This window comes from Streptomyces sp. NPDC090499, from assembly GCF_044769305.1.
Lineage (GTDB): Bacteria > Actinomycetota > Actinomycetes > Streptomycetales > Streptomycetaceae > Streptomyces.
In genome coordinates, this window is record NZ_JBIVXP010000005.1 from 398,943 (window position 1) to 416,127 (window position 17,185).

Consider the following 17,185-nt stretch of genomic DNA (forward strand, 5'->3'; position numbering starts at 1 on the left):
GGGAGGAACTGCGCGACCAGCCCCCACGGTGCCGCAGCCGCAAGACGACCCGATGCGGCACTTGCGGCGGAGCGTAGGCACAGCGGATGGCACCCTGGACGCATGCCCGAACTGCCCGAGGTCGAAGCGCTCAGGGACTTCCTGACCGAGCACCTGGTCGGCCGCCAGGTCGTGCGCGTGCTGCCGGTCGCCGTCAGCGTCCTGAAGACGTACGACCCCCCGGTCGGCGCCTTCGAGGGCAGCGAGGTCGTCGCCGTGCACCGGCACGGCAAGTTCCTGGACATCGAGGGGGACCGCGGACTGCGGTTCGTGACCCACCTGGCCCGCGCGGGCTGGCTCCAGTGGAAGGACCGGCTGCCGGACGGGCCGCCCCGCCCCGGGAAGGGCCCGCTGGCGCTGCGGGCGGCCCTGGAGACCGGTGCGGGCTTCGACCTCACCGAGGCCGGCACCCAGAAGAAGCTGGCCGTGTACGTCGTCCGTGACCCGCAGGACGTGCCCGGTATCGCCCGGCTCGGCCCCGACCCGCTCGCCGGCGACTTCGACGAGGCCCGGCTGGCCGCCCTGCTGAAGGACGAACGGCGGCAGCTCAAGGGCGCCCTGCGCGACCAGAGCCTGATCGCCGGGGTGGGCAACGCCTACAGCGACGAGATCCTGCACGCGGCGAAGATGTCCCCGTTCAAGCTGGCCGCGTCCCTGACACCGGAGGAGACGCACCGGCTGTACGCGGCGCTGCGCACCACCCTCACCGAGGCGGTGGAGCGCTCCCACGGCCTGGCGGCGGGGCGGCTCAAGGCCGAGAAGAAGAGCGGTCTGCGGGTCCACGGCCGGACCGGTGAGCCCTGCCCGGTCTGCGGCGACACCATCCGCGAGGTCTCCTTCAGCGACTCCTCGCTGCAGTACTGCCCGACCTGCCAGACCGGCGGCAAGCCGCTCGCGGACCGCCGCATGTCCCGGCTGCTCAGGTAGCCCGTTCTCACTCCCGTGCTCACTTGGGGTCCAGGGTCACCAGGCGCTGCCCGTCCGCGTTGCGCACCTCGTAGCGGTCGATCTCGTCGGGATGCATCGAGGAGCTGCCCATCATGGTGCTCATCCGGCCGTCGTGATTGCGCTCGGCCCAGGTGGTGACGACCTGCTCGGAGCCGTCGTCGCCGACCGCGACCAGGCGGCAGGAACGCGGTCCGTCCGGGTCCTTGACCTTCACCTCGATCTCGGCGCCGGAGTCCGTGTCTGCCGACTTCACCTGCGCCCAGATGCCGGAGTGCGCGTCGGTGGCCGCGGTGACCTGCACGGCCGGCGCCGCGTCGTGGCCGACGTAGGTCGCGATGCCGGGGCCGGCGACCGCGAACACCACCGAGGCGGCCAGGCCGTACAGCAGCTTGCGGCGCTTGGTCCGGTGCCGGGTCGCGACCTCGGCGAGCAGCCGGTCGAGCAGCCGGGGTCCGGGCTGGGCCATGGGGTGCACGAAGCGCGGCGTGGCCCGGCGGTACAGCATCAACTGCCGTGCCGCGGGGCCGAACTCGGTCACGTGTGCCGTACAGCTCGGGCACTCCATGAGATGGTCCTCGAAGCGGAAGGCCTCCGCCTCGTCCAGCACGCCGAGCGCGTACGCGCCGACGTCGCGATGCCTTTCCAGGGACCTCATGCCGAATCCTCGTGCCGATGGGTGCGGGTGGGGGTTACTCGTTGTTCCTTGCTCCCACCCGTACGCAGTCGGCAGCCGTTTCACTCAAGCCACGTACAGAATCGTAATCAACGGATTCGGAGCGGCCGGGCCCGCGGATTGGTCCTGAATCAAAAAAGATGGATGGCGAGGTGCCCGAGGGGCAGTCCGAGCCGCCAGGCGGGGGTCCACACCTTCGGTCCGTCGTCCTCGCCGAACACCGAACCACCGCCCGGCACCGCGTCCAGGTCGGGCGCGAGCAGCTCGGTCTCCTCCAGCCAGCGCCAGGCGGCCGTGGCCAGATCCAGGTCCGGTGACTGCCCGCCCGACTCGGCCGTCTCGGCCGTCACCACAGCCATACGTTCGCCGACCCAGTCCTGCCAGGCCTGGTCGTACGCCGTGAGCGAAAGCCAGTTCTCCAACTGGGAGACGACCCGGATGCCCGACAGTTCGCCGTCCGTGTCGGAGAGGAAGATGGTCAGTGCCAGCGCGTCGCGGCCGGCGCGGAACTCGAAGGACGTCGGTGGCATGAGATCGCCCGTGCGCAGCAACTCGTCGGCGATGTACTCGGCGTACAACCAGGCCATCGGGACCGCCAGTTCCCCGCTTCCGGCCCCGTCCGTGCTCTCTTGACCTCTGTGCAGCATCCCGTCCTGCCTTCCTCCGGTGCGCGCGTGGCCCCGACCCCGGGTCCGTCCCTCTCCCGGTGCGGAACACGGATGAAGACAGCTGATTGCCCAAACATGGTCCTCAGCAAGGCGCTTTACCGAGGTTTGACCTGGCATGCGGTTTCAGTGCAGGTCGGGTGCATAACCGGGCAGAACCCGGCGCAGGGCGCGCAGCGCGTAGTACGCCCGCGACTTCACGGTACCGGGTGGGATCCCGAGGGTCTCGGCTGCTTCCGCCACACTCGCCCCCTGGAAATACACCAGCACCAGGACTTCACGGTGTTCGGGGGTGAGAGTCTTCACAGCCTCCCGGACGTCGAGCGTCGCGGCGGCGCGTTCGGCGTGGTCGCCGGTGGCCCGGGTGTTCTCCAGGACGGCGTCGTGCACCTCGGCGGGCCGCGCCTGCCGGGCCCGGCGCGCGTCGATGGCGAGCCGCCGGCCGACCGTCAGCAGCCACGGCAGCACGGAGTCGAAGTCGTCGGCGCGCAGCGCCTCGGGGTGCTGCCAGGCGCGGACGAGGGTCTCCTGGACGAGGTCCTCGGCCCGTTGCCGGTCCCCGTCGCTGAGCCGGAGCAGCAGCGCGAAGAGCGGTCGGCCGTGCTCGCGCTGGAGCGCGACGAGCTCGTGCTCGGCGGTCGTCGTCCCGTGGGGATGGGTGGTTCCGGCCGTCATGGCCGTATGGCATCGCAGGGCCCGGCCGGGGGACAGGGGGCATGCACGGCTGTGCGGCGGACGGTCGATCGCGTCGGTGAACGGTGCGACGAACGGTCCCGCAACCCCCGTACCCGACCCGGATGGGTCAATCGGGGCGCCTGAGTTGTTTGCGGCCGCCTCCACCTTCGTACCCATTGATCTGTAAATCGGACAAGGCTTGCGACTCTGGGGTGCTCCTGATGATCAATCGCAGACGCCAGGCGGCCCTGGCCCTGACCGCCCTGCTCGCCGCCGCGGCCGCATGCCAGAACCACGTGCGGGAGGAGAACGCGGCCCCGCCCCCGCAACCGGCACCGGCCGTGCCCGCCACCGGCTTCACCCTCGTCGCCTCCGGTGACGTCATGCCGCTGAACTCCGCGTATGACCATGCGAGCTTCGACGCGGGCGGCAACGGCTACGACTTCCGCCCGATGCTCGCGGGCGTCGCGCCCGTCGTCTCCCGCGCCGACCTGGCGCTCTGTCACCTGGCGACCGTCACCGGCACGGACGGCGACCGGCCCGGCCGCACCTCCCCGCCACAGCTCGCCGAGGCGCTCGCGGCCACCGGCTACGACGGCTGCTCCACCGCCTCCGACCGCGCCCTGGACGACGGTGCCGCCGGTATCCAGCGCACCCTCGACGCCCTGGACCGGGTGGGCGTCAGGCACGCCGGCACCGCCCGCACCCAGGCCGAGGCCGGCACCCTCACCCTGATGACCGCGGGCCGCGCCAAGGTCGCCCAGCTCTCCTACACCTACGACGTCAACGGCAACTCCCTGCCGCCCGGCCAGCCCTGGGCGATCGGTCTCCTCGACGAGAACCGCATCCTCGCCGACGCCCGCGCCGCCCGGCAGGCCGGCGCCGACGTGGTCGTGGTCTCGGTGCACTGGGGCGCCGAGGGCACGGACGCCCCCGACCAGCAGCAGCTCACCCTCGCCAAACGGCTCACCGAGGCCCGTACCGGCGGCCGCCCCGACATCGACCTGATCCTCGGCACCCACGCACACATCCCGCAGGCCTACGAGAAGGTCAACGGCACCTGGGTGGTCTACGGCCTCGGCGACCAGCTGGCCGGCGACATGTACAACAGCCAGGGCCGGCAGGACCCGCGCGGCAACCAGTCCACCCTCGCCCGCTTCACCTTCGCCCCGCCCACCGCCCCGGGCGGCCGCTGGGAGGTCGCCAAGGCCGAGTTCGTCCCGCAGCTGTACGACGTCGACGCCGGCCGGGTCGTCGACCTCAACGCGGCCATCGACCAGGGCGCCGACTTCACCGCCACCCGGGACGCCATCCGGGACGTCGTGCTCAGCCGCGGCGCCGCCAAGGACGGGCTGATCATGGGGGAGTAGCGGTGGTGACCTGATGCGCGGCGGTCACCTGGTGCGCGGTGGTGACCTGATGCGCGGCGGTCACCTGGTGCGCGGCGGTCACTCCACGTCGACGTGATCGAAGGTCACCAGCAGCTGCTTCAGCACCCGCACGCACGCCGTGAGCTCGGCGTCGGTCAGGTCGCCGCCGACCTGCCGGTTCAGGGCGTGCTCGCGGGCGAGGACCGCGGTGACGGTCGCCCGGCCCTCGCCCGTGAGCCGGATCAGCGAGGAGCGCTGGTGCGCCGGGTTGGGCGTGACCTCGGCCCAGCCGCGCGCCACCGCGTCGTTCACCATGCGCTGCACGAACTGCCGGCTCAGCGCCATGATCCGGCCCATCTGGGGCACCGTCATGGGCTCGTACCGGCGCAGCAGGTCCAGCACCGAGCGCACCCCGACCGAGGCCCCCTCGATCTGCTCACCCTGCTCGACCTTGCGGAACGCGCGCCGGTAGAGCGGGCCGATCAGATCGAACACCTCGGTGATGCGCTCACCCAGCTCGTCGGGGGCGAGGGGCTTGTCGATGTCGTTCACCCGGCCATCATGCACCCCGCCGTCATGGCAACCCAGGTGTCAAAGGAATGATGACAACCAGGTTGTCAAACCTACTCGAAGATGACACCTTGGTTGTCATGAACGATGCTGCGGACGTCCGCTTCCTCCCGTCCTCCGACGGCGACCTCGCCTATCTCGACACCGGCTCCGGCGACCCGGTGGTCCTGCTCCACTCCGGGTATGTCGACCACCGCTTCTGGTACCGGCAGATCCCGGCGCTCGCCGCCGAGTACCGGGTGATCGCCCCGGACGTGCGCGGCCACGGCTTCTCCGCCAACGCGAGCGAGCCGTTCCGCTGGGCCGACGACCTCGCCGCACTCCTGCGCCACCTCGACGCCGGCCCCGCCGTCGTCGTCGGCGTCTCGATGGGCGGCGTGATCGCCACCGACACCGTGCTGGAACACCCCGAGCTGGTCCGCGCGGTGGTCACCTGCGGGGCGGTGACGGGCGACTTCCGGTACACCGACCCCTGGCACACGGAACTCCAGGCCGAATACGCCCGCACCCTGGGCGCCGGTGACATCGAGGGCTGGCTCGACGCCTTCGTGAAGGTCGTGGCGGGCGAGCACCGCACCCTGGACGCCGTCGACCCCGAGATCCCGCGCCGGCTGCGGGAGCTGGCCCTGCACTCCGTCTCCAAGCACACGCCCGACGAGCCCGACCGGCTGGTGCGCGTGACCGGCTCCTGGCCCCGGGTGCCGAAGATCGACGTCCCGGTGCTCACGATCAACGGCAGCCTGGAACCGGCCGACCTGCTCGCCGCCGCCGACCGCCTGGCCCGCGAGGTGCCGCACGGCCGCGCCGAGGTCGTCGAAGGAGTCGGCCACTACCCGAACCTGGAGAAGCCGGAGGTCTTCAACGCCCTCCTGCTCGGCTTCCTCCGTGCGCTCTAACGCCCGGCCAGCTTCGACCTCTTGTACGAGTAGCCGAAGTAGATCACGCACCCGATCACGAACCAGACCGCGAACCGCACCCAGGTCTCCCATTTCAGGAACGTGATCAGCCAGATCGAGAAGACGACACCCAGCGCCGGCACGAACGGCATCCACGGCGTACGGAAGGTGCGCGGCAGCTCCGGCTGCCGGTAGCGCAGCACGATCACCGCCGTGCACACCACCACGAACGCCAGCAGGATGCCGATGTTGGTGAGTTCGGCCGCCTCGCCGATCGGCACGAACCCGGCGAGCAGCGCCGAGGCCACCCCCACGATCCAGGTCACCCGGGTCGGCACGTGCCGCGTCGGGTGCGTCTTCGCGAACCAGCTCGGCAGCAGCCCGTCCCGCGACATGGAGAACCACACCCGGGTCACGCCCAGCATGAACGTGAACATGACGGTCAGGATGCCGATGATCGCGCCCACCGCGATCACGTCCGCGAGACCGCTCAGCCCCACCGACTTGAACGCCGTCGAGAAGCCGCTCTCGGGGTCGATCTCCTTGTAGTTCTGCATGCCCGTCAGGACCAGGCAGGCCGCCACGTACAGCACCATCGAGATCGCCAGCGAGTAGATGATCGCCTTCGGCATGTGCCGCTGGGCGTCCTTCGACTCCTCGGCCGCCGTCGACATCGCGTCGTACCCGAAGACCGCGAAGAACACGGTCGCCGCACCGGTGAACGCCCCGCTGACGCCGAACGGGAAGAAGGGGTGGTAGTTCGCCGAATCGATGTGGAAGACGCCCACGCCGATCACCAGCAGCACCACCAGCACCTTGAGCACCACCACGATCGTCTCGAAGCGGGCCGCGCTGCGGATGCCGAGGTTGAGCAGGTAGGCGATGAGGAGACAGAGCGCGGCGGCGAACAGGTCGACCCGGTGGCCGTCGCCGGTGCCGGGCGCGCCCAGCATCCAGTGCGGCAGGTTCGCGCCCATCTCCTGGAGCAGGAAGCTGAAGTACCCCGAGATGCCGATCGCGACCACCGCCACGATCGCCGTGTACTCCAGGAGCAGGTCCCAGCCGATGAACCAGCCCGCGAACTCGCCGAGCACCGCGTAGCCGTACGTGTACGCCGACCCCGCCTTCGGGATCAGCCCGGCGAACTCGGCGTACGACAGCGCGGCGCAGGCGCTCGCCACCCCGGCGATGAGGAACGAGACCAGGACGGCGGGCCCGGCCGTCTCGTTGGCGACCGTGCCCGCGAGGGTGAAGATGCCCGCACCGATGATGCCGCCCACGCCGATCGCGGTGAGCTGTACCAGCCCGAGCGATCTGTCGAGCCGGGCGCCCTCGGTGACCTCGGTCTCCTCGATGTGTTCGATGGGTTTGCGACGGAGAATTCCTTCACCCATACGGAGCTTGGCCATGTGCCTCACCTCTTCGCCGATCGCGAACGGCTGACGGCCGATCATGATGGCGCAGGGGCGTCAAGGACGGAAGACGCCACGCACGGTCCCGGCCCAGCCCGGCGTCCAGGTCGGGGCGGCGGTCCGCGGCGGGCGGACCGCGGCCAGATGGGTGCGCAGGGCGGAAAGCGCCGGGTGCGGGTTGGCGGTGGCCCAGAGCAGTGAGTGGGGATAGAGGGGGGTCGGGTCGAGGAGCGGGATCCGGCGCAGGTCGTGGCTGTCCGGCCAGGCCAGCCTGGTCTGCTCGCTGACGAGGGTCGCCAGGGCGTCGGAGCCTGCGAGCGCGTCCTGCAACGCCCCGGAGAAGTTGGGGCCGGAGGAGTCGATGGCGAGTCCGAACTCGGCGGCGAGCGAGGCGTAGTACGCGGCCCACTCGGTGCCCTCCACGATGCCCGGGATCCAGATGCGGTGCCCGGCGAGCTCCGCGGGCGTGACCGAGGTCCGGCCGGCCAGCGCGTGCCCCGGGCCGGTGAGGAGCTGGACGGGCTCGTCGTAGACCCGGACGGCCTCGATGCCCCTCGGCAGCGGCCGGCCCGGCATGGCGACGGCCCGGAAGGACGCGTCGACGGCACCGGAGCGCAGGGCGGTCAGCGCCGACTCCACGTCGAAGAGGGTGACGACGTCCAGGCCGAGGTCCGGGTGCGCCTCGTGGAAGCCGCGCAGCAGCGCCGCCGGGGCGAGCCGGGAGCCGACCACGTCCACCCGCAGGGGGCGCCGGCCCCGCCGTACCGAGGCGGCCGCCCGCTCCTCGGCCAGCAGCAGCTCACGGGCGGGCGGCAGGAAGGCCCGGCCGTCGACGGTCGGCTCGGCGCCCCTGGCGGTCCGGGTGAACAGCCGCACCCCCAGCTCTCGCTCCAGCGCCGCGATCCGCTTGGACACCGCCTGCTGGGTGACCCCCAGCACCGCCGCGGCCTCCTGGAACTGCCCGGCGTCGGCCACGGCGACGAAGGTGCGCACGGCGGTGAGGTCCACCTCCACACCGTACAACCGATGGTTGTGCCAATGCGCCCGGAGGTTGTTTGATCCGGCGGCCACCTGCGCGTTTTCATGTCCCGGGTCAACGGGAGGTTGTGCATGGGGCGGCGGTTCGGGTGGCTGTGGGCCGCGTACTCGGTGAGTGCGCTGGGCACTTATCTGGCCTTCGACGCGTTCTCGGTGATCGCCGTCATCGCGCTGCACGCCGGGCCGGCCGAGGTGGCGCTGCTCGCCGCGACCGGGCCCGCCGTGGGCGCCGTCGCCGCGGTGCCGCTCGGGCCGTGGGTGGAGTTCCGGCGCAAGCGGCCGGTGATGATGGCGATGGACCTCGTCAGGTTCGCCGCCCTGCTCACCGTCCCCATGGCCTACGCCCTCGGTGCCCTCGGCCTCGGCCAGCTGCTGCTGGTCTCGGTGGTCGTCGCGGCGGCCGACATCACCTTCAACGCGGCCTCCGGCGCCTTCCTCAAGTCCCTCGTCCCGGCCGACCGGCTGCTCACCGCGAACGCCCGGTTCGAGTCGGCCAACTGGACCGCGCTGGTCCTCGGCCCGCCCCTCGGCGGTGCCGCGATCGGCCTGTTCGGGCCGGTCACCACCGTCGCGGCGAACGCGGTGAGCTTCCTGCTGTCGGCCCTCGGCATCCGGGCCGTCGGCGGCGGCGAGCCCCGCCCCGCACCGCGGGACGCGCAGCGCCTGCGCGCCGCCGACCTGCTCGACGGCTGGCGGTCCATCCTCACCAGCCCCGCCCTGCGGCCCCTCTTCTTCAACAGCCTCGCCGGCAACGCCCTGATCATGGTCGCCGCACCCCCGCTGGCCGTCCTCATGCTCGGCCGGCTCGGCTTCACCCCCTGGCAGTACGGCCTCGCCTTCGCCGTGCCCTGCCTGGGCGGCCTCCTCGGCGCCCGGCTGGCCCGGCCGCTGGTCACCAGGTACGGCCAGTGGCGGGTGCTGCGCACCGCGAGCGCCCTGCGCGCCGTCTGGCCCCTCGGGCTGGCCTTCGTCGGGCCCGGACTGCGCGGACTGCTGCTGGTGATGGTCCTGGAGTTCGGCGTGATCACCTGCTCGGCCGTCTACAGCCCGGTGTACGCCACCCGCCGCCTGGAGCACACCCCGGACGACCGGGTCGCCCGCACCCTGTCCGCCTGGTCGGTCACCGGCAAGGCCACCACGGCCGCCCTGACCGCCCTGTGGGGCCTGCTGGCCGGCCTCACCGGCCCGCGCACCGCGATCGCCGTCGCCGGGATCCTGCTGCTGGCGACCCCGCTGCTGCTCCTGCGGGAGACCGCTACGGCACGACCGTCACCGGCCACCGTCCCGCCTTCACCAGACGGATCGCGACCGAGCCGATGAACCGGTGGCCGGCCTGCTCGGAGGCGCCCACCACGACCGCGTCGGCCTTCAGCTCGTCGGCCGCCTTCACCATCCCGTTGAAGGCGTCCCCGCGGAAGGTGTGGAACTCCCAGCGCACCTCGAATATCCCCCTGAGCCGCTCGGCCGCGTCCCTGATCTGCGCGACCAGCTCCTCCGCGATCTCGTCGGTGGTCTCCGCCACCGGCGCCCCGAGCGCCGCGCCGGCCGCCAGGACCGGCTGGACGTAGACGACGGCCAGCAGTGCGTGCTGGCGCCGGGCCAGACCCGCGGCGTAGGAGGTCGCGCGCCACGAGGAGTCCGAGCCGTCCATACCGACCACGATGACCTTGGGGCCGTCCGTGCCCCGCTCGAACTGGTGTTGTTCCGCCACGATCCGAGGCTATCGGAATCCGCAGGTCCGGTCATGGCCCGGGGCCCGCCGCCGGGCCGGCCGTGCGCCGTCCGGGTGCGGGCCCGGTGGGGGCTGCTCGCGCAGTTCCCCGAGCAACCACCCACGACCCGCACCCGTACGGCGGCCGAGGTCGCTCGACGGGCGAGTCCGCCGCCCCCTTCCTACAGTCGGAGACATGAGTGCCGCCGTGCAGCCCGCCACGGGCAGCGAGTCGGCGGGCCCGATACGCCCGCCCCGCGGCGGGCGGCTGACCTGGGTGCCGGAGGCCTTCGGGACCTTCTTCGGCGCCCTCGCCCTGCTGTGCGCCCTGCTCTCCTTCATCGCCCCGCTGCGCGTGCTGCTCCACCCGGTCGTGCACTTCGTCGACGCCGTCGCGGTGCCCGTCAGCCCCAACCTGGCCTACGCGGTCTTCCTGTTCCTGCTCGGCGGCGCCACCGCCGCCCGCAAGAAGGTCGCCTGGTGGCTGGTGGTGATCTACCTCGGCCTGCTGGTACTGGCCGACGTCCTGACCGTCGCCTTCGGCTTCGGCTGGTACCCGTTCAGCTCACTGGTGGTCTGCGGACTCGCCCTGGCCCTGCTGATCGTGGCCCGCCGGGAGTTCTACGCCGCCTCCCGGAGAGCCGCCGTGCGCCGGGCCCTCGCCGTCCTGCTGGCCGGCCTGCTCGTGGCGATCGTGGCCGGCTGGGGCCTGGTCTCGCTCTTCCCCGGCTCGCTCCCGCACGGCCAGCACCTGGCCTGGGCGGCCGACCGGGTCTGCGGCGGACTCGTCTCCGGCGGCAGCTACGGCGGCCGCCCGCCCCGTTTCGTAGCCTTCCTGCTCGGCCTCTTCGGCGCCCTCGCCCTGCTGAACGCCGCCGCCACCCTGTTCCGTTCGCAGCGCCTGGAAGCGGCCCTGCACGGCGACGAGGAGACCCGCATCCGCGCCCTCCTCAGGGCCTACGGCGACCGGGACTCCCTCGGTTACTTCGCCACCCGGCGCGACAAGGCCGTCGTCTTCTCGCCCAGCGGCAAGGCCGCCGTCACCTACCGGGTCGAGGCCGGCGTCTGCCTGGCCAGCGGCGACCCCGTCGGCGACCCGGAGGCCTGGCCGCACGCCATCGCCGCCTGGCTGGACGTGGCCCGGCGGCACGCCTGGGTGCCCGCGGTGATGGGCGCCTCCGAGGACGGCGCCAGGGCCTACGTCCGTGCCGGACTCGGGGCGCTGCAACTCGGCGACGAGGCGATCCTGCACGTCGCCGACTTCGACCTGGGCGGCCGCGAGATGCGGGTCACCCGGCAGGCCGTCAACCGCGTCCGGCGCACCGGCGCGACCTGCCGCATCCACCGCCACGCCACCCTCACCGAGACGGAGATGGAGGAGGTCGTCGACAAGGCCGACGCGTGGCGCGACACCGAGACCGAGCGCGGCTTCTCCATGGCCCTGGACCGGCTCGGCGACCCTGCCGACGGCGACTGCCTGCTCGTCGAGGCCGTGTCCGAGGACGGCCGGCTGCTCGCCCTGCTCTCCTTCGTGCCCTGGGGCGGCGACGGCATCTCCCTGGACCTGATGCGCCGTGACCGCACCGCACCCAACGGGGTCATGGAGTTCATGGTCGCCGACCTGTGCGAGGCCGCCCCCAAACTGGGCGTACACCGCATCTCGCTGAACTTCGCCGTCTTCCGCTCGGTCTTCGAGGAGGGCGCCCGCATCGGCGCCGGACCGGTGCTGCGGCTGTGGCGCCGGCTGCTGCTGTTCTTCTCCCGCTGGTGGCAGCTGGAGGCCCTGTACCGCTCCAACGCCAAGTACCGCCCCGAGTGGTACCCGCGCTTCCTCTGCTACGGCGAGGCCGGCTCGCTCGCCCGGATCGGCCTCGCCTCCGGGATCGCCGAAGGATTCGTCTCCGTACCGTCCCTGCGCAAACTCTGGGGAAAGGGGCACCCGCAGACCGGACCGCGGCCCGTCGAGGCGCCGCAGTCCGCGCCGGTGCCCGGTGTCGACGGAGGGGACGGAACCGGGCCCGGCGCACCGGACGCCGGCCTGCCGGACCAGTTCCGGGTCCGGCGCCGCACACTGGAGCGGCTGCGGGCGGCGGGCGTCGACCCCTACCCGGTGGCCGCCGGCGCACCGCCTCAGGCCCTCGCAGAGGTGCGCGCGGGGGAGACAGCCACCGTCGCCGGGCGGGTGATGCTGGTCCGCGACTTCGGCGGCATCGTTTTCGTGACGCTCCGCGACTGGTCCGGCGACCGCCAACTCGCCCTGACCCGCGACGGGTCGGGACCCGCCCTGGACCGGTTCACCGCCGACACCGACATCGGCGACCAGATCACCGCCACCGGCCGGATGGGCGTCAGCGACCGGGGCGAACCGACCCTCTTCGTCACCGACTGGCGGCTCACCGCCAAGTGCCTGCGCCCGCTTCCCGACAAACACCGCGGGCTCGCCGACCCCGAGGCCAGGGTCCGCCGCCGCTACCTCGACCTCGCCACCAGCCCCGCCGCCCGCGCCGCCGCCCGCACCCGCTCCACCCTCGTACAGGCGCTGCGCCAGGGACTCCTGGACCGGGGCTACCTGGAGGTCGAGACCCCGATCCTCCAGCAGATCCACGGCGGCGCCAACGCCCGGCCCTTCACCACCCACAGCAACGCCTACGACCTCGACCTGTACCTGCGCATCGCCCCCGAGCTGTACCTCAAACGGCTCTGCGTGGGCGGCCTGGAGAAGGTCTTCGAACTCGGCCGGACCTTCCGCAACGAGGGCGTCTCCCACAAGCACAACCCCGAGTTCACGATGCTGGAGGCCTACCAGGCGTACGCCGACTACGACGTGATGCTCGACCTCGCCCGCGAACTGGTCCAGGGGGCCGCGACCGCCGCCTTCGGCGCACCGGTGGCCCGCAGGGGCGGGCAGGAGTACGACATCTCGGGCACCTGGCCGGTCCGGACCGTGTACGGGGCGATCTCCGAGGTGCTCGGCGAGGAGATCGGCCCCGGCACCGAACTGCTGCGGCTGCACCGGCACTGCGACCGGACCGGGGTGCCGTACACCGCCGACGACGGTCCCGGCGACGTGGTGCTCGAGATGTACGAGCGCCTGGTGGAGGAGCGGACCCGGCTGCCCACCTTCTACAAGGACTTCCCCACCGACGTCTCCCCGCTCACCCGGCAGCACCGCACCGACCCCCGGCTCGCCGAGCGCTGGGACCTGGTCGCCTTCGGCACCGAACTGGGTACCGCCTACTCCGAGCTGACCGACCCGCTCGAACAGCGCCGCCGGCTCACCGCCCAGTCGCTGCTCGCGGCCGGCGGTGACCCCGAGGCGATGGAACTCGACGAGGACTTCCTCGACGCCCTCGAATACGCGATGCCGCCCACCGGCGGACTCGGCCTCGGCGTCGACCGGCTGGTCATGTTCCTCACCGGCCTGACCATCCGCGAGACGCTTCCCTTCCCGTTGGTCCGCCGCCGCTGACGCTTCTTGGCCTTTTCTTACCGAAACCTTTTGTTGCTGGTCCGTGCGGGTGCTTTCCCACCGCCGCACCGGTGTTGATGTGCTGCGCCGGAGTCCTGCCGGGCGACTGATGAGTCATGCAGAAGGATCAGTTGTTCACCCGGCGCCGACTGCTGCTCGCCGGCGGCGCCGCCCTGGGAGCCGCGGGCACCGCGGGCATCGTGCTGGCGGGCAGCGCCGCCGAGACGGCCGGCGGGGCCGCCGCCCCGGCCGCGGGACCGCAGGCCCGTCCGGCACTCAAGTCCTCCGCCTTCCGGCTCCAGCCGCTCACCGGGTACGGCCCGCCGCGCACCGCGCCGCGCAAGCTCAAGGTCCGCACGGAACCCATCACGGAGATCTCCCGCAGCGGCCGACGCATGATGCTCACCTTCGACGACGGCCCCAACCCGAACTACACCCCGCACATCCTGGACACCCTCGCCAAGTACGACGTGCGGGCGATGTTCTTCCTGTGCGGGGAGTGCATCGTCGTGAACCGGGAACTGGTCGCGCGGATGGCCGAGGCGGGTCACGTCGTGGGCAACCACACCTGGACGCATCCGCTGCTGACCACCCTGAACCGCCGGGCGATCCGCGACGAGATGACGAGCACCAGCGACGCCATCGAGGACACCTACGGCGAACGCCCCCAGTGGTTCCGCGCCCCCTACGGCGCCTGGAACCGCGCCGCCTTCCAACTCGGCGCCGAGATGGGCATGGAGCCGATGGCCTGGACCGTGGACAGCACCGACTGGACCGAACCGGGCACCCGCACCATCGTCGACACCATCGAGAACGGCGCCGCCCCCGGCGTCGTGGTCCTCTCCCACGACGCGGGGGGCGACCGCTCGCAGAGCGTCCGGGCCCTGCGCGAGTACCTGCCCTATCTGCTGGACAACGGCTACCGCCTGACCGTGCCCCGCCGCCGGACGTGAACGGGCCCGCGCCCGCCCGGTGGCGGCCTCAGCGGGCCTCGACCAGGCGGGCGAAGACCACGACGTTCCCGTCGTAGCCGTTCTGCTTCGAGAAACCGCCGCCGCAGGTGATGACCCGCAACTCCGGTGTGCCCTTGGAACCGTAGACCCGGTCGCCCGGGAAGTTGGCCTTCGCGAAGACCTCGATCCCGTAGATCTCGAAAACCGCCGTCCGGCCGTCCTGGCGCTCGACCTCGATCCGGTTTCCCTTCTTCAGGGAACCGAGCCCGTAGAAGACGGCCGGGCCCTTCGTGTTGTCGACATGGCCCACGACGACGGACGTGCCCTTCTCCCCGGGCGAGACGCCACCCGTGAACCATCCGGCCAGATTCGGGTCGTCCGGCGGCGGCGCCGCGATCCAGCCGTCCGTGTCCAGCCCCACCGGCATCACCGGCGCGTCGACCCGGATCGCCGGGATCCTGATCCGGTCCGCCGCGGCGAACGGCAGCGCGGCCGGCGCCGTGGCGAAGGTGCCCGGAACCGTGATACGGCTGTCCGGGGCGGCGGCCGAGGCAGGCTGCGGAGGACCGACGTCGAACTCTCCCGAACCGTTCCGAATGAGTGCCAGACCGGTCAGCAGAACGAGCGCTATCACGCCCCAGGGGGCACGCTTCCTCCGCCGCTCCTCCTCTTCGGCGAGCTCGGAAAGTTCGGACGCAGACATTCGCCATCCCCTCTCGACGCGGCCGCCCTCGGGTCCGTATCGCGCATGGGAAAAAGCTAAGTCCCCGGCACGCGTGCGGCGACGGGGCGACGGGCGAACGGGTGGCCCGCGCGTATTCGGGTGCGCCATCCGAGTTGCCGTTCTCAGGATTTTTCTGACGGTCCGTGACCTGCGGCAATATCTGATTGTGCGCTTTTCGTTCGGCGTGTCCCCTCACCAGGACGGACCATTCTCGAAATGCGGGCGTGTTCCGGGCAACTGAGGGTCTGTACGGGAGGTGCTTTCTCGCCGATCCACCGGGGACCGTTCCCGGGGCGCCTTCCGCGGAGGAAGAGATGCGAAACTCACGTGCGCTGGCGGCCGCGTGCACCGTGGTCGCCGTTCTCGGCGCCGCCGCCCCCGTGGCCGTCGCCGACGGCCTGGGCAACCCCGGCGGCCCGCCCAACACCCAGGCCCCGGTCGTCGGTGGGGCGGGCGTCGCCCCCGGGACCGGAGTCGGCGGGGTCGGCGGGATCGGCGGTGTCGGCGGTGTCGGTGTCGCCCCCGGCGTCGGCGGTGTCGGCGTGGCTCCCGGATTCGCGGTTCCCGGCGTCGTGGTCCCCGGATACGGGGTGGGCGGGTTCGGTGACGGGCGTTTCAACAACGGCAACCGCGGACGGGGTGACGACGGGCGCTTCGACGACTTCGACGGCCGGGGCGACGGCGCGCGTGACATCGACGTCCAGCCCCGGTCGATCGCCACCGGCCAGCGGCTCACCGTCACCGTCAACAACTGCCGCAGCGGCGCCATGACCTCCCGCGCCTTCCGTACGACATCGCTGTACCCGTTCGGCGGCGACATGGCCCGCGGTGTCGCCACCATCGACCGGAACGCCAGCCCCGGCCCGTACGACCTGACCGTGCGCTGCGACGGCCGCACCCTGCTCCGGCGGGACGCGTTCTTCGTGCTCGGCGGGGTGCGGGGCGGGCTCGGCGGCAGCGTCTCCAGCGGTGCCACACCCGCGGACATGGCGATCGGCGGCGGCCTGGTGGGCGCGGCCGTGCTCGCCGGCTGCGGGTTCTGGCTGCGCCGCCGGAGCGAGAAGCGGTTCTGAGCCGGCGGGTCCGTGTCCCGGTCCCGCGGCGGACCGGGACACGGACCCGCCCGGCCGGACCGCGATCAGGCGCCCTCCTCCTCGCCGGCGTGCCTGCGCGAGCGCCGGTACGCCGTACCGACCGTCCCCGCGACGAGCGCCGCGCCGAGGCCGATCTCGCCGAGATCGAACCCGCCGATGCTGCCGCCCTCACCGGCCTGGACCCCCCGTCCGGGCGGCAGGGGCTGCGGGTTGAGCGCCTGGCGGCCACCGGAACCGGCAGGGTCCGCGGGCCCGCCGACGACGCCGACGACGCCGTCGGCGCGACTGTCCGTACTGCTGCCGCTGTCGCTGCGCGCGTCCGTGGCACCGTCGCTGCGCCCGTCCACGTCCGTAGCGCTGCCGGTGCCCCCGCCCGCGTGTTCGTCCGTACGGCCGTCCGTACGTCCGCCGGACTGCTCGTCGGTGCGTCCGTTTCCGTCGCTGTTCCCGTTGTCGTGCCCGGCCGCGTGCACGTCGTCCCGTTCGGCCGACGTGCTGCTCGCGATGGCCAGCTCGGTCGACGTGCTGGAGCCGTCGCAGTTCAACGTCACCCGGTACGAGCCCTGCGACTTCGCCGTCCGGTCGACCGTGGCCGTCCCCGAGTCCCGCCCCGACGGGATGCGGACCGTGTCGAAGAGACCCGAGGTGACCGTCGCGGCGCCCCGGCAGCCACTGCCGCGGTCCAGGTGCAGGCTCACCCGGCCGCCCGCCGTGACGGTGGTGGGCGTGATCCGGAAGGCGAAAGGCGTGCCACTGTCCCGGCCGCCGTCCCGGCCACTGCCGCCGCTGTCGCTCGCGAGGATGACCGGGGCGCAGAGGGCGAGGGCGCCGAGGCCCAGCAGTGCGGCCGAGGCAACGCGTGTCGCGCGCATGGTGGTTCCTCCGGTCCCCGAGGAGCGGCCTGCGGACCTGTTCCGCCGGTGCCGGAAATGCACCTCGATGATCGGA

At 72.3% G+C, this 17,185-nt stretch carries 16 protein-coding genes; 7 read left to right on the forward strand and 9 right to left on the reverse strand.

The genetic code is table 11. From position 1 onward, the window contains the following. The first annotated feature begins 102 nt into the window (after positions 1 to 102). On the forward strand, positions 103 to 966 hold the full coding sequence (locus ACIQVL_RS21055; protein ID WP_403440113.1) for an Fpg/Nei family DNA glycosylase: 864 nt from the start codon (positions 103 to 105) through the stop codon (positions 964 to 966). Between the two features lie 19 nt (positions 967 to 985). Here the strand turns inward: ACIQVL_RS21055 and ACIQVL_RS21060 are convergent, their stop codons facing one another. The 3 genes from ACIQVL_RS21060 to ACIQVL_RS21070 form a co-directional block, all read right to left on the reverse strand. Beyond that, entirely contained in the window at positions 986 to 1,642 is a 657-nt protein-coding gene (locus tag ACIQVL_RS21060; RefSeq protein WP_403440111.1) for a zf-HC2 domain-containing protein, read from the reverse strand. A gap of 149 nt (positions 1,643 to 1,791) precedes the next feature. After that, positions 1,792 to 2,307 (reverse strand): hypothetical protein, encoded by a 516-nt coding sequence (locus ACIQVL_RS21065; protein ID WP_403440109.1) that lies wholly within the window; start codon positions 2,305 to 2,307, stop codon positions 1,792 to 1,794. A gap of 144 nt (positions 2,308 to 2,451) precedes the next feature. Beyond that, positions 2,452 to 3,000, reverse strand: a complete 549-nt coding sequence (locus ACIQVL_RS21070) for a sigma-70 family RNA polymerase sigma factor (RefSeq protein ID WP_403440107.1) — start codon at positions 2,998 to 3,000, stop codon at positions 2,452 to 2,454. A 221-nt stretch (positions 3,001 to 3,221) separates the two neighbouring features. On the opposite strand from ACIQVL_RS21070, the gene ACIQVL_RS21075 reads away from it, so the two are divergent. Further along, a complete protein-coding gene (locus tag ACIQVL_RS21075) occupies positions 3,222 to 4,370 on the forward strand; it encodes a CapA family protein (protein WP_403476061.1) in 1,149 nt (382 codons plus the stop codon). A gap of 78 nt (positions 4,371 to 4,448) precedes the next feature. Here the strand turns inward: ACIQVL_RS21075 and ACIQVL_RS21080 are convergent, their stop codons facing one another. Beyond that, positions 4,449 to 4,922, reverse strand: a complete 474-nt coding sequence (locus ACIQVL_RS21080; protein ID WP_403440102.1) for a MarR family winged helix-turn-helix transcriptional regulator — start codon at positions 4,920 to 4,922, stop codon at positions 4,449 to 4,451. Between the two features lie 98 nt (positions 4,923 to 5,020). Here ACIQVL_RS21080 and ACIQVL_RS21085 point away from each other — a divergent pair, with 98 nt between their 5' ends. Then, entirely contained in the window at positions 5,021 to 5,836 is an 816-nt protein-coding gene (locus ACIQVL_RS21085; RefSeq protein WP_403476062.1) for an alpha/beta fold hydrolase, read from the forward strand. On the opposite strand, the gene ACIQVL_RS21090 is transcribed toward ACIQVL_RS21085, so the two are convergent. After that, the gene (locus ACIQVL_RS21090; protein WP_403476063.1) at positions 5,833 to 7,245 is read right to left on the reverse strand and encodes an amino acid permease; all 1,413 of its coding nucleotides are present in this window, start codon (positions 7,243 to 7,245) and stop codon (positions 5,833 to 5,835) included. The two genes, ACIQVL_RS21085 and ACIQVL_RS21090, sit on opposite strands and share 4 nt — an antisense overlap. Before the next feature lie 60 nt (positions 7,246 to 7,305). Continuing rightward, positions 7,306 to 8,256 (reverse strand): LysR family transcriptional regulator, encoded by a 951-nt coding sequence (locus ACIQVL_RS21095; protein ID WP_403476064.1) that lies wholly within the window; start codon positions 8,254 to 8,256, stop codon positions 7,306 to 7,308. Between the two features lie 102 nt (positions 8,257 to 8,358). Here ACIQVL_RS21095 and ACIQVL_RS21100 point away from each other — a divergent pair, with 102 nt between their 5' ends. Next, entirely contained in the window at positions 8,359 to 9,606 is a 1,248-nt protein-coding gene (locus ACIQVL_RS21100) for an MFS transporter (protein ID WP_403476065.1), read from the forward strand. Here ACIQVL_RS21100 and ACIQVL_RS21105 read toward each other — a convergent pair. After that, complete coding sequence (locus ACIQVL_RS21105) at positions 9,542 to 9,997, reverse strand: universal stress protein (protein ID WP_403440093.1); 456 nt, start codon at positions 9,995 to 9,997, stop codon at positions 9,542 to 9,544. The genes ACIQVL_RS21100 and ACIQVL_RS21105 overlap by 65 nt on opposite strands. Positions 9,998 to 10,193: 196 nt before the next feature. Here ACIQVL_RS21105 and lysX point away from each other — a divergent pair, with 196 nt between their 5' ends. Together lysX and ACIQVL_RS21115 are read left to right on the forward strand one after the other, a co-directional pair. Then, complete coding sequence (gene lysX / locus ACIQVL_RS21110) at positions 10,194 to 13,466, forward strand: bifunctional lysylphosphatidylglycerol synthetase/lysine--tRNA ligase LysX (protein WP_403476066.1); 3,273 nt, start codon at positions 10,194 to 10,196, stop codon at positions 13,464 to 13,466. 116 nt (positions 13,467 to 13,582) lie between these two features. Next, entirely contained in the window at positions 13,583 to 14,419 is an 837-nt protein-coding gene (locus ACIQVL_RS21115; RefSeq protein WP_403440091.1) for a polysaccharide deacetylase family protein, read from the forward strand. A 28-nt stretch (positions 14,420 to 14,447) separates the two neighbouring features. Here the strand turns inward: ACIQVL_RS21115 and ACIQVL_RS21120 are convergent, their stop codons facing one another. Continuing rightward, positions 14,448 to 15,122 (reverse strand): class F sortase, encoded by a 675-nt coding sequence (locus ACIQVL_RS21120; protein ID WP_403440090.1) that lies wholly within the window; start codon positions 15,120 to 15,122, stop codon positions 14,448 to 14,450. 335 nt (positions 15,123 to 15,457) lie between these two features. On the opposite strand from ACIQVL_RS21120, the gene ACIQVL_RS21125 reads away from it, so the two are divergent. Beyond that, positions 15,458 to 16,216 (forward strand): hypothetical protein, encoded by a 759-nt coding sequence (locus tag ACIQVL_RS21125; protein ID WP_403440088.1) that lies wholly within the window; start codon positions 15,458 to 15,460, stop codon positions 16,214 to 16,216. 65 nt (positions 16,217 to 16,281) lie between these two features. On the opposite strand, the gene ACIQVL_RS21130 is transcribed toward ACIQVL_RS21125, so the two are convergent. After that, on the reverse strand, positions 16,282 to 17,109 hold the full coding sequence (locus ACIQVL_RS21130; protein WP_403440249.1) for a hypothetical protein: 828 nt from the start codon (positions 17,107 to 17,109) through the stop codon (positions 16,282 to 16,284). Between the last annotated feature and the right edge of the window lie 76 nt (positions 17,110 to 17,185).

Bases quoted from the DNA above. Each gene is read 5' to 3' on its own strand.
- ACIQVL_RS21100 (WP_403476065.1), top strand. From the start codon at position 8,359: ATGGGGCGGCGGTTCGGGTGGCTGTGGGCCGCGTACTCGGTGAGTGCG.
- ACIQVL_RS21075 (WP_403476061.1), top strand. From the start codon at position 3,222: ATGATCAATCGCAGACGCCAGGCGGCCCTGGCCCTGACCGCCCTGCTC.
- lysX (WP_403476066.1), top strand. From the start codon at position 10,194: ATGAGTGCCGCCGTGCAGCCCGCCACGGGCAGCGAGTCGGCGGGCCCG.
- ACIQVL_RS21065 (WP_403440109.1), bottom strand. From the start codon at position 2,307: ATGCTGCACAGAGGTCAAGAGAGCACGGACGGGGCCGGAAGCGGGGAA.
- ACIQVL_RS21060 (WP_403440111.1), bottom strand. From the start codon at position 1,642: ATGAGGTCCCTGGAAAGGCATCGCGACGTCGGCGCGTACGCGCTCGGC.
- ACIQVL_RS21120 (WP_403440090.1), bottom strand. From the start codon at position 15,122: ATGTCTGCGTCCGAACTTTCCGAGCTCGCCGAAGAGGAGGAGCGGCGG.
- ACIQVL_RS21090 (WP_403476063.1), bottom strand. From the start codon at position 7,245: ATGGCCAAGCTCCGTATGGGTGAAGGAATTCTCCGTCGCAAACCCATC.
- ACIQVL_RS21085 (WP_403476062.1), top strand. From the start codon at position 5,021: ATGAACGATGCTGCGGACGTCCGCTTCCTCCCGTCCTCCGACGGCGAC.
- ACIQVL_RS21125 (WP_403440088.1), top strand. From the start codon at position 15,458: ATGCGAAACTCACGTGCGCTGGCGGCCGCGTGCACCGTGGTCGCCGTT.
- ACIQVL_RS21070 (WP_403440107.1), bottom strand. From the start codon at position 3,000: ATGACGGCCGGAACCACCCATCCCCACGGGACGACGACCGCCGAGCAC.
- ACIQVL_RS21055 (WP_403440113.1), top strand. From the start codon at position 103: ATGCCCGAACTGCCCGAGGTCGAAGCGCTCAGGGACTTCCTGACCGAG.
- ACIQVL_RS21115 (WP_403440091.1), top strand. From the start codon at position 13,583: ATGCAGAAGGATCAGTTGTTCACCCGGCGCCGACTGCTGCTCGCCGGC.
- ACIQVL_RS21130 (WP_403440249.1), bottom strand. From the start codon at position 17,109: ATGCGCGCGACACGCGTTGCCTCGGCCGCACTGCTGGGCCTCGGCGCC.